Genomic DNA, 10,799 nt, shown 5'->3' with positions numbered 1-10,799 from the left:
AGGCCTTTTTTTTGCATATTAAAGAAATGCCCCGAGTTGATCGGGGCATTTCTTTTGGTTAGCTGCTGGGTATCTGGTTTTCACACGGTCTGTACTATTTGAACGCGGTCATCCTGTAGGACTGGCTTTGGCCGGGAATGCGTCAGGTGTCACGCCGCAAAACTGAGGGTGCTCACACCGGCCTCTTCCCGGCTGAAGCCGGTCCTACCATGAGTACGCAGTCAGCCATTGGGGGCGCGCGTTCGCCAGCGAGCCAGCGTCTATCGTTTCGGCGGTGTCTGCCTCAGAACCTCCATCATCACCCCCGACTGCCACTCGAAATACGGATTGAACGTCAGCCGCGCGAAGACCTTGCCGGGCTCACGATGGCCCCAATCGGAATACCACACCGGCTCGCCATTCAGGCATTTCTGCATGTCGGCGGACTGCTGGCCATTCCAGCAGATCCGCTGACTGCCGTTCACCCCATACAACGGGTTTGCAGGTGAGAACATCAACCCCATGTGCGAGAACTGGGCGATGCGGTATTCCGGCATGTAATCGTTGCGCACCAGCACCTTCGGGTTTTTCTGCGCCGCAGCCGGCTCGTTGCCATACCAGATCAGTCGGCTGAGCGGGTGGGTGAAGCGCGCGTTGAAGGTGTCCAGCACGTAACCGGTATCCAGCACCGAATCGTGCTCGGCGATGGCGACAAACACCGGCTTGTCGTAGGCCCCTTTGTCAAGGTGCTTCTGGGCCATCAACGCGCTGCGATAAAACTGGGCGAACCCGTTGGTGGGCACGTTCAGGTAGCGGACGGGCGTCTGCAGCGGACGCACGCCATCGTCCGGTTTCGCCAGCCAGGGGCGAAACCAGCTGATGTATTGGGTAACCCAGGCGTAGGTGTTTTCGGGTTTGAAGGCTGGAGAGAACAACACCAGACCGGCGATATTCGGGTGCTCGTACGCGTAAGCCAGCACCAGGTTCGCCCCGGTCGAAAACCCGCCCAGATACACCGTCGGCACCTCCCGCTCAAGAATCTGCGTCTGCTCGCGCACCACCTGCTGCCACTGTCTGAGCGTCACATCCAGCATGTCCGCCGGCTTGCTGCCATGCCCCGGCAGCAACACCGTGCGCACCAGAAACCCCTGCGCGGCGAGCGACTCGCCGACGTCATTGAACGACCACGGGGAGTCGCCGAGGCCGTGGACCAACAAAATACCCCGTGTGGCCGGCCCGCTGGGTCGCCATTCCCGAGGTGCATTCCACTCGATCTCGGCCGGATGATTGGTCGTCTGAAAGGTCCGGTTCTGCTCCATCCAGGCGATGGTCTGCTGGCGATACTCGGCGAAGCTCGCCTGCCTCGGGGGCTGCTCATTGGAGGCGCAGGCCTGGAAGGCCAGGGCGGAGAGGAGGAGGGTGAGACGGTGCAGGGCCAAATTGAGTTCTCGCATGTTCAGATGTCCAGTTGATCGGGCCTGATGCCGAATACCTGGGCGATTCTTTCTCGGGTCTGCTTGCGCGGACGCGCCACCGATTCCTGCTGGGCGTAGGCGGGTTGGGAGATACCCAGTCGTCCGGCCACAAGCTCTTGGGTCAGATCCAGATACTCGCGCCACGCCCGAATCGGCGTTGAGCCGTCAACAATACGGCTGACGACTTCGTGGGGAATCAGATCGTCCACACCGTGCTGGGTGACGTAATCTTCGTAGGGAATGACCACGAAGGCGGGCTTGCCATCGGGGCCGTTGATGATCTGGATGTTATTAGTAGGTGCGCTCATCGCGTTTTTTGACCTCCTGAACACTGACAATTTTGACCCCGCCGTCCCAGTCGAACAGAACACGATAGTCGCCAACTCGCAGGCGGTAGCCGTAGTTATGGCCAGCGAGAGATTTAACGTGAGTGACGTCCGGCATTGACTCCAGCTTGCTCACAGCGTCTCTGATTTGCACCTGATGTCTCGTGTGCAGCTTGAGGAGTTGTTTCACGGCCTTCCTTGTCCATGCGATGGTATTCATGCGTCCTTATAAGACTTCCATAAGTCTGGCGTGGATATTACTTATAGTTGAAATCCCATGCTAGCGGCCAATCGCGCCATGACCAAGATTCAGGCAGACTCCCTCCACCCACAAAAACAAGACCTGATGTGTATGAACCCTCACTCCCCTCGCTGCGCAAACACCCCTCATGTTCGCCCTTGACCACGCCCTCGCCCAGGACATCGTCGACCGGGCGATGGCGATTTTGCCGTGCAACGTCAATGTCATGGACTACCTGGGCATCATCATTGGCAGCGGCGAGGCGGAGCGGTTGTACACCCGACACGAAGGGGCGCAGTTGGTCCTTGCCAACAGCCGCGTGGTGGAGATCGATTCGCACACGGCCCGCCAGCTCGACGGCGTGCGGCCGGGGGTGAATCTGCCGTTGATGCTGGATCAGAGGGTCATCGGCGTGCTCGGTATCACCGGCGAGCCCGATGACGTGCGGGTCTACGCGGAGCTGGTGAAGATGACCGCCGAGATGCTGATGGAGCATCGACGCCAGCAGGCCGATCAGCAGTGGCGGCATCAACGCAGTGAAGATTTACTGTCACGGTTGTTGCTCGGCGAGGGTGCTTCCCACTTGGTCGCCGAAGCAGAACAACTGGGATTGCAGCCGCAGCTGCCGCGCCAGGCCGTTGTGCTCGAACTGCCTGAAGCCGCGACCTATGCCGCTGCCATGAGTGCGTGGCTGATGGGGCGTTACGCCAACAGCTGGTGCCTGCCGTGCGAGCCGGGGCTGGTTTACTGGTGCCGCGCGGTGGGCAAGGACCGCGACGATGCCTTGCTGCTGGCGCTTTTCGACGAACAGGGCTGGCCCGTGCAACGCATGGCGACCGTCGAACCTTCTTTGGACCTCGCTTCCCTGCGCGCCGCCTGCACCGCCGCCCGCGATTTGCTCGATTACGCACTTCACCTGCGACCCGCCGTCAAACTGCTGCGTCTGGCCAGCCATCGTGTCGCGCTGTTGTTCTGGCGCAACCGCCACGACTGGTTGGCCGAAGGCATCGCCGAACCCGTCAAGCGTTTGCACGACAACCCGCTGCTGCTCGACACCCTGCGCGCCTGGTTCGATTACAGCGGCGAAAGCCAGGCCTGCGCCGATGCGCTGGGCATCCATCGCAACAGCCTGCGTTACCGGCTCGAGAAAATCACCGAACTGACCGGTTGCGACCCCTACCGGACCGAAGACCTCCTGCGCCTGTACCTGGGCGCGCAGATGGTCCAGAGGTAGCGCGGGGTCTCGCGTTTGTTCGTATGAACAACGGATGGCGTCGCGCGTTGTGCAACTGTGAGGCGGCAATGGGGCACAGCAGTGCGAAGATCGGCCATCAGACAAGGAGAACACTATGAAAATCGTCATCGCCCCTGACTCGTTCAAAGACAGCCTCAGCGCCCAAAGTGTCGCCCAGGCCATCGCTGCCGGGCTGATCGACGTCTGGCCTGATGCCCAATTGGTTGAGTGCCCGATGGCCGATGGCGGGGAGGGCACCATTGAAGCCGTATTGGCCGCCTGCGACGGTGAGTGGATGAGCAATCAGGTCAGCGGACCGCTTACTCAGCCCGTGCAGGCACAGTGGGGCTGGCTGGCGGAAACGCGCACGGCGATCATCGAAATGGCCATGGCCAGCGGCTTGCAGCTGCTCAGCCTGGAACAGCGCGACGCGACGGTCACCAGCACCTTCGGCACCGGCGAGCTGATCAAGGCCGCCCTGGACGCTGGCGCCGAGCGCGTGATTCTGGCCATCGGCGGCAGCGCGACCAATGATGCCGGCACCGGCATGCTCTCGGCGCTGGGAGCTCGCTTCCTTGGTCACGACGACCAGCCCCTTGCGCCCGGTGGCCTGGCCCTGGCACAACTGGCGAGCATCGACCTGACCGGGCTCGACCCGCGCTTGAACAGCGTGCAGTTCGAAGTCGCCGCCGACGTCAACAACCCCCTCTGCGGTGTGCAAGGCGCTTCGCATATCTTCGGCCCGCAGAAGGGCGCTTCCCCTGAACAAGTGCTGGCACTGGATGCAGCCCTCGGGCATTTCGCCGAGCACTCGGCTCAGGCGTTGGGCCGCGACGAGAGCGAATACCCGGGAAGCGGTGCAGCAGGCGGGATGGGCTTCGCCGCCAAGGCCTATTTGAACGCGTCGTTCCGCCCCGGTGTGGAGGTGGTGGCCGACCTGACCGGGCTGGCCGACGCACTGGAGGGCGCAGACCTGGTGATCACCGGCGAAGGCCGTTTCGATGCCCAGACCCTGCGCGGCAAAACCCCCTTCGGCGTCGCCCGGATGGCTCAGGGCAAAAATGTGCCGGTCATCGTGCTCGCAGGAACGCTGGGCGAGGGATACGCCGACCTGTATGCCCATGGCATCAGCGCCGCCTTCGCCGTGACCAGCGGGCCGATGACGCTGGAGTTCGCCTGCGCCAATGCGGCGACGTTGCTCCACGACCGCGCGCGGGATCTGGCCCGAGTGTGGGCCCTGGCTGCTCGTCAACGCTCCGCTTGAGTGATCCCCGGGATCAGGCGGTTTTCAGGTGCATCAGTGGAATCGGCTTGCGCATTAACGTGCCCACCAGCACCGCCGCGAACAGGGCGATCAGGCCCGCAACCCACAGCACCGAGCCGAAGCCCGAGACAAAGGCGTCTCGGGCGAGCGGCTGGATCATTCCCCGCGCGCTGGCATCGACGGTTTGCAGCGCAGCGTTCATGTCGCCGGCCACCACCCGTGAGGCGATGTACTCGGCCTGATCGAGAAGGTGGGGGGCGACGGTCGCCAGTGTGCTCTTCAGCGAACCGAGAGTATGGCTGGCGAGCAGCGCGCCGTAGACGCCGATCGCCAGCATGATCGCGCTGAAACGCATGGTCGTGCTCATCCCCGACGCCATGCCGGTACGCTCGCGGGGCACGCAGGCCATGATGTTTTTCTGCGTGTCACCATTGAGTAAACCTGCGCCCGCACCGGTCACCGCCATCGCCGCCGCGAACGCCGGGTAGCCGCCAATCCCTGCGGCCCACGCGCACAGCAGGTTGCCGATGCCCACAAGGGTCAGGCCCAGCGCCATCATGGTGGCCGGCGACAGGTGCCGTGACAGCGTCGGCCCGAAGCGCGGCAACAGCAGCATGGTGATCGCGAACGGCAGCATCCCCAGCCCCGAGTCGATGGCGCTGAAGCCCAGGCCGTTCTGCAGGTAAAACGGCAGCAGCGTCATCATCACCTGGGCGCAGCCGGCGTAGGCGAACATCCCGAGCAGGGCGCCGATGAAGCGCGGGTAGTTGAACAACTGCAAGTCGACCATCGGCCGACGTTGCAGGCGCTCGGCGATGACGAACAGCGCGAGGAGCACCGCCCCCGCTGCCAGGCGCATGGACGTGAGCGGGTGGTCCCAGCCGATTCGGTTGGCTTCGATCAGGCCCCAGATCAGGCTCAGCAGGCTGGCGCTGAAAAACAGGCTGCCCCAAGGGTCTAAACGCGCGGACTGCTCGTTGCGCGACTCGCCGATGTTCCGCAGCACCATCAGCAGCAGCCCCAGACCCACCGGCAGGTTGAGGTAGAAAATCCAGCGCCAGCCGATCAGGTCGGCGATCAGTCCGCCCACCGTAGGCGCTGCGGTCATGGCCACGCCCATGCAGGCGCCCCAGAACGCCCAGGCTTTGGCGCGCTCGGCTTCATCGTGAAAAACGTGGCCGATGGTCGCCAGCGCCGAGGTCAACAGCAAGGCCGCGCCCACGCCCTTGATCCCCCGGGCGATGTCGAGGAACAGAATGTCCGGCGCCGCGCCGCAGCCCAGCGACGCCAGAATGAACAGCACCAGTCCGGTAATCAGCATGCGCTTGCGCCCAAAACGATCGGCCAGGCTGCCCGCTGGCAGCAACAGCGCGGCGAAGGCCAGCATATAGGCGCTGACCACCCATTCGATGTCGGCGAACCCGGCACCCAGATCCCGCGCGATGCTCGGCAGGGTGACGGCGACGATATTGGTATCGAGCACGATCAAGGCACACACGCCGGAGGCCGTGAGCAGTGTCATGCGGGGGCTGGGTTGGGACATGGGTCGGGGCTCCGTCGGTTATTAGGTGCTGGCTAACGCAGATGGGTGAAATACCTGCGTAAACGGTCGGTGTCGCAACAGGGTAAGCGGATATGCCCTATGCTCTATTACCCGCTGCTCGCGTTTTCATTACCTGTCAGGTAACGCTCGATGGAAATCCGTCACTTTCGCTACTTTCTGGCCGTTGCCCGTCATCGGCATTTCACCCGCGCCGCCGAGCAATTGGGCATCGCGCCGCCGACGCTGACGCGGCAGATTCAGGACCTGGAGAACGCGCTGGGCACCCGACTGTTTCTGCGCGAACAGCGGGAGGTGAGGCTGACGGAAGCGGGGCGCGCGCTGCAGGTCGAAGCCGAGCTGGCGGTGCGTCAGTTTGAAACCGCGCAGTACAACGTCCAGCGCGCCGGCCGTGGCGAGGCCGGCAGGATCGAGTTGGGCTACGTCGCCTCAGCGGTTTTTTCGGGGGTGTTGCAGCAACACGTCAGTCAGTTTCGTGAGCGCTATGGGGAGGTTGAGTTCAGCATCAATGAGCATTTGATGCCGACGCTGCCGCGGCTGATCGAGGAGGGGCGACTGGACGTGGGTTTTATCCGCTCTCCCATGCAGCTGCCGGACTCTTTGAGCGCCGTGCAGTTGCTGACCGAGGGGTTTGCCCTGGCGCTGCCGGACAGTTCATGGCTGGGCAAGCTGAAGGTCATCAGTGCGGTGAACCTGCAGAACGAGACGTTCGTTTTGCCCGAGCAGATTTCCGGCACCCTGGAAGTGGCGGCCCACGGAGGTTTCGCGCCGACGCTGGGCCCGCAGCCGGGAGGGCTGGTGTCGGTGATTGCGCTGGTGAGTCTTGGCAAGGGTGTGGCGGTGGTGCCGGAGTCGGTGGTTGATCACATTCGTTTGCCGAATGTGGTGTATCGGCGGATCGAGGATTGCCAGCCGACGTCGTCGTTGTCGCTGATCCACCGACGCCACGAAAAGGCTCCGGCGGTGGTTAGGTTTGTTGAGTACGTCAAAGCTGCCGGGGCGTCGTAAAGTCAATCTCGCCCGGTTGCGCGGTGCTGCTTAGAGAAGATCAAGGGCGTCTGCCTAAGGGCAGACTGTTTCGCCTTCGGCGAGTTACTTGGAAAAGCACCCCAAGTAACCAAGGGTGCCTGCTCTCGGTTGGGCCCGACTTCGTCGGGTTCCTTCACTCCGGTCCCGCTCCGTGGGCCCGCGCCGAACGGACATCCATGTCCTGACGGCGCTCTCGCCGCATCCATGCGGCTCGGCCCACTGCGCGAGACCTGCGTTCAGCCTGCACCCAAGTCGCGATTGGCGGTGACTGAGCCTCTTGTGTATGAAGATCAAGATCAAAGGCTTCCCGGCTGAAGCCGGTCCTACAGTCGAGGTCGCCGCCGCTATTTTTGATCGTTCCCACGCTCCGCGTGGTAACGCCCCTCCGGACGCTCTGCGTCCCGCAGCAGACGCACCTTCAGGCCGGCGAGGTGACGCGGAGCGTCACGGCATGCTTTCCCACGCGGAGCGTGGGGACGATCAAACGGAATGCACGCGGTGTCCTGCAGGACCGGCTTTAGCCGGGAAGCTCTTGATCTGCTTATGCTTTTGATCTTCATGCACAGAAAGTTCAGACGCCACCAATCGCGACTTGGGTGCAGGCCGACCGCAGACGACGCGGAGTGGGCCGAGCGGCATGGATGCCGCGAGAGCGCCGCCAGGACATGGATGTCCGTTCGGCGCGGGCCCACGGAGCGTCGTCGAAGTGAGGGTATCCCGACGAAGGAGGGACCTAGCCAGGAGCAAGCACCCTTGGTTACTTGGGGTGCTTTTCCAAGTAACTCGCCGAAGGCGAAACCGAGGCCGTTAGGCCGACGCTCTTGATCTAATCAGGCCACGCTTAAGCTTTCGCAGCCTCAGGCACCCGCCCATACACATCAGTAAACCGAACAATATCGTCTTCCCCCAGATACTCGCCGCTCTGCACCTCGATCATCACCAGATCAATCACCCCCGGATTGACCAGCCGATGGGTGTGCCCGGGTTTGATGAAGGTCGACTCATTGGTATCGAGCATGAACTCGTCTTCGCCATTGGTAACGCGAGCCATGCCGCTGACCACAATCCAGTGCTCGCTGCGGTGGTGATGCATCTGCAGCGACAACGAGGCCTGCGGCTTCACCACGATCCGCTTGATCTTGAAGCGCTTGCCTTCCTCCAGCACCGTGTAAGTACCCCACGGTCGGGTGACGGTGTTGTGCAACAGGTACGCCGGATGGCCCTGACGCTTGAGCTCCTGGGCGATGACCTTGACCTCCTGACTGCGATCGGCATCGGCGATCAACAAAGCATCCGGCGTGTCGATGATGATCAGGTTATCCAGACCCACCGCACCCACCAGGCGCTTTTTCGAGTCGATGTAGCAGTTGGTCACGTCATGCAACACCACCTCGCCGTTGCATCGGTTACCGTTTTCATCGGCCGGACTCAGCTCGCGAATGGCCTGCCACGAACCGATATCGCTCCAGCCCATCTCGCACGGCACCACCGCGACCTTCCGGGAACGCTCCATCAACGCGTAATCAATGGAGATGTCCGGCGCCAAGGCAAAGGTCGTGCTGTCCAGCTCGATCTGCAACTCGTTGCGGCCTTCCTTGCTGTTGCACTGCGCCAGGCAATGGCGCACGGCGGCCAGGACTTCCGGTGCGTGAATGTCCAGTTCGGCGAGCAGCACGTCGACGCGCATGCAGAACATCCCGGCGTTCCACAAATGCAGACCGCCGGCGAGATAGTCCTGGGCGGTGACGGCATCGGGCTTCTCGACGAAGCGCGCGACCTGATAGGCCTCGCTGCTGAGTGCCTGGCCTTTCTCGATGTAGCCAAAACCGGTTTCGGCGCGGGAGGGGATCAGACCGAACGTCACCAGCCAGCCCTCGTCCGCCAGTTTGCGTGCGCTCTGCACGGCCGTCTCGAAGGCGGCAACGTCATTGATCAATTGGTCCGCCGGCAGAATCAGCAACTGTGCGTCATCCCCGTAACGCGCCTGAACGTGCAGGGCGGCGGCGGCGATGGCGGGAGCGGTGTTGCGGCCGAATGGTTCGAGCAGAAACTCAAGCGCCCGTTGGTGCTTGTTCAGCAGCCGGTAGTCGTCGACGGTGCGGAAATACACCTCCCGATTGGTGACGGTCAGGACGCTTTCCACCCCCTCCAGCTGGCTGGCGCGATTGAACGTCTTCTGCAGCAGGCTTTCGCCGTCCGGCAGGCGCATGAACGGTTTGGGCATCGCCTCTCGTGAAACAGGCCACAGCCGGGTGCCGGCGCCGCCAGCAATAATGCAGGGAATCAGTTGCATGGGGGTTCTCGCCTCTTCGATCCATGAATCAATGACAGGGCTGAATTTCGGGCTATCACGCACAAAGTCAATTTACTGACTTTGTGATGAGATCCGCTCGAATTAGCCAATTATTTGTCGATTAGGCGCTTTTCAGGTGTGCAATTCAAGGGTCTGTAACGCAGAAGTAACGCCTTTCGTCCCCTATTTACGGGACCCAAGGCCACACCAATCTAGCGCTGAAGCCGGGTTGTTGCCGAGCCATCACGCGTAAGTCTCTGCCACCTAAGGCTTTTTGCCATCATCAGGCCCGATACTCGCCCATCCCAAGCCTGTCCGGATGAATGCCTGAGCGTCTCTGATGAATTGATGGGGTTTAAAAGATTTTCCCCCTGACGGGCTTTTTTTGCAGCGCGCGCGGTCAACACATCACGCATCAATTCGTACAGTTAGAAGGAAGGGATATGACAGCGCGCAGGGCATTACTGATTCTTCACGGCAAGCAGGCGCTCAACGAGGATGTCCGCGAGGCGGTGCAGCGCAAGCGCAAGCATGGCTGGGAACTGGACGTGCGTGTGACCTGGGAAGCGGGCGATGCCCAGCGCCTGGTACGTGAGGGTCTGGAGGCCGGGCATCGGCAGATCATCGCCGGTGGCGGCGATGGCACGCTGCGGGACGTGGCGGAGGCGCTGGCGCTGTCTGAAGTCGATGCCAGCCTGGTGATCATGCCGCTGGGTACCGCCAACGATTTCGCCCGGTCGGCGGGCGTGCCGCTGGAACCCGATCAGGCCCTCGACCTGCTGGACGTCCCGGCGCGCCCGGTCGACATGGGGGCCGTGGGCGGGCAGATGTTCCTCAACATGGCCACCGGCGGATTTGGCAGCCAGGTCACCGCCAACACCTCTGAAGACTTGAAAAAGATCCTCGGCGGTGCGGCCTATCTGTTCACCGGCCTGACGCGCTTCAGCGAGTTGAAAGCCGCCTACGGCGAATTCACCGGCCCGGACTTTCACTGGAAGGGCGAGATGCTGGCGTTGGGGATCGGCAACGGTCGTCAGGCGGGCGGCGGTCATCCGTTGTGCCCGGAAGCATTGGCCGATGACGGCCTGCTGGACATCAGTATTCTGCCAGCGCCCCAAGAGGTGGTGAGCACGCTGAGAAGCCTGCTCGAAGGCGGTCTTGGCCTCGACAACATGTTCGTCCGCGCGCGACTGCCGTGGGTCGAGCTGAAATCGGCCCAGGGGCTGAATATCAACCTCGACGGCGAACCGCTGAGCGGCGAAGCAACCCGTTTCGAAGCGCGAGCAGGCGCGTTGCGCGTGCACCTGCCGTCGCATTCGCCGTTGCTGGGGCAGACCCGACAGCTCGCTTGAGCATCGACAACCGCCAGATGAGCCGCGACCGCGTGCTCATCTGAC

General features: G+C 62.5%; 9 protein-coding genes. 4 read left to right on the top strand and 5 right to left on the bottom strand.

Features of this window, described 5'->3' with window-relative positions:
• Positions 1–260 precede the first annotated feature (260 nt).
• Genes EC919_RS02500 through EC919_RS02490 form a run of 3 tightly spaced genes read right to left on the bottom strand, consistent with a single transcriptional unit; the run spans position 261 to position 2,000 of the window.
• Positions 261–1,433 (bottom strand): alpha/beta hydrolase, encoded by a 1,173-nt coding sequence (locus tag EC919_RS02500; protein WP_133770865.1) that lies wholly within the window; start codon positions 1,431–1,433, stop codon positions 261–263.
• A gap of 2 nt (positions 1,434–1,435) precedes the next feature.
• On the bottom strand, positions 1,436–1,762 hold the full coding sequence (locus EC919_RS02495) for a helix-turn-helix domain-containing protein (protein WP_133770863.1): 327 nt from the start codon (positions 1,760–1,762) through the stop codon (positions 1,436–1,438).
• Complete coding sequence (locus EC919_RS02490) at positions 1,746–2,000, bottom strand: type II toxin-antitoxin system RelE family toxin (RefSeq protein WP_133770861.1); 255 nt, start codon at positions 1,998–2,000, stop codon at positions 1,746–1,748. Before EC919_RS02490 ends, EC919_RS02495 begins: the two co-directional genes overlap by 17 nt.
• A 169-nt stretch (positions 2,001–2,169) precedes the next feature.
• Between EC919_RS02490 and EC919_RS02485 the strand changes: the two genes are divergently transcribed.
• Positions 2,170–3,255 (top strand): sugar diacid recognition domain-containing protein, encoded by a 1,086-nt coding sequence (locus EC919_RS02485; RefSeq protein ID WP_133770859.1) that lies wholly within the window; start codon positions 2,170–2,172, stop codon positions 3,253–3,255.
• A 115-nt stretch (positions 3,256–3,370) separates the two neighbouring features.
• Positions 3,371–4,519, top strand: a complete 1,149-nt coding sequence (locus tag EC919_RS02480; RefSeq protein ID WP_133770857.1) for a glycerate kinase — start codon at positions 3,371–3,373, stop codon at positions 4,517–4,519.
• 13 nt (positions 4,520–4,532) lie between these two features.
• Here EC919_RS02480 and EC919_RS02475 read toward each other — a convergent pair whose 3' ends face one another.
• Positions 4,533–6,062, bottom strand: a complete 1,530-nt coding sequence (locus EC919_RS02475; protein WP_133770855.1) for an MFS transporter — start codon at positions 6,060–6,062, stop codon at positions 4,533–4,535.
• Between the two features lie 150 nt (positions 6,063–6,212).
• Between EC919_RS02475 and EC919_RS02470 the strand changes: the two genes are divergently transcribed.
• Positions 6,213–7,088, top strand: a complete 876-nt coding sequence (locus EC919_RS02470; RefSeq protein WP_133770853.1) for a LysR family transcriptional regulator — start codon at positions 6,213–6,215, stop codon at positions 7,086–7,088.
• Between the two features lie 862 nt (positions 7,089–7,950).
• On the opposite strand, the gene EC919_RS02465 is transcribed toward EC919_RS02470, so the two are convergent.
• On the bottom strand, positions 7,951–9,402 hold the full coding sequence (locus EC919_RS02465; RefSeq protein ID WP_133770851.1) for a mannose-1-phosphate guanylyltransferase/mannose-6-phosphate isomerase: 1,452 nt from the start codon (positions 9,400–9,402) through the stop codon (positions 7,951–7,953).
• Positions 9,403–9,845: 443 nt separating this feature from the next.
• On the opposite strand from EC919_RS02465, the gene yegS reads away from it, so the two are divergent.
• Positions 9,846–10,754, top strand: a complete 909-nt coding sequence (gene yegS, locus EC919_RS02460; protein ID WP_133770849.1) for a lipid kinase YegS — start codon at positions 9,846–9,848, stop codon at positions 10,752–10,754.
• Positions 10,755–10,799 lie beyond the last annotated feature (45 nt).

Source organism: Pseudomonas graminis (assembly GCF_004364335.1).
GTDB classification, from domain to species: domain Bacteria; phylum Pseudomonadota; class Gammaproteobacteria; order Pseudomonadales; family Pseudomonadaceae; genus Aquipseudomonas; species Aquipseudomonas graminis_D.
The sequence above is the reverse complement of the archived record's forward strand: the minus strand, read 5'-3'. Positions and strand labels throughout refer to the sequence as shown.

Excerpts from the sequence above, each read along its gene's own strand:
- EC919_RS02500 (WP_133770865.1), bottom strand. The coding sequence starts at position 1,433 with ATGCGAGAACTCAATTTGGCCCTGCACCGTCTCACCCTCCTCCTCTCC.
- EC919_RS02495 (WP_133770863.1), bottom strand. The coding sequence starts at position 1,762 with ATGAGCGCACCTACTAATAACATCCAGATCATCAACGGCCCCGATGGC.
- EC919_RS02490 (WP_133770861.1), bottom strand. The coding sequence starts at position 2,000 with ATGAATACCATCGCATGGACAAGGAAGGCCGTGAAACAACTCCTCAAG.
- EC919_RS02485 (WP_133770859.1), top strand. The coding sequence starts at position 2,170 with ATGTTCGCCCTTGACCACGCCCTCGCCCAGGACATCGTCGACCGGGCG.
- EC919_RS02480 (WP_133770857.1), top strand. The coding sequence starts at position 3,371 with ATGAAAATCGTCATCGCCCCTGACTCGTTCAAAGACAGCCTCAGCGCC.
- EC919_RS02475 (WP_133770855.1), bottom strand. The coding sequence starts at position 6,062 with ATGTCCCAACCCAGCCCCCGCATGACACTGCTCACGGCCTCCGGCGTG.
- EC919_RS02470 (WP_133770853.1), top strand. The coding sequence starts at position 6,213 with ATGGAAATCCGTCACTTTCGCTACTTTCTGGCCGTTGCCCGTCATCGG.
- EC919_RS02465 (WP_133770851.1), bottom strand. The coding sequence starts at position 9,402 with ATGCAACTGATTCCCTGCATTATTGCTGGCGGCGCCGGCACCCGGCTG.
- yegS (WP_133770849.1), top strand. The coding sequence starts at position 9,846 with ATGACAGCGCGCAGGGCATTACTGATTCTTCACGGCAAGCAGGCGCTC.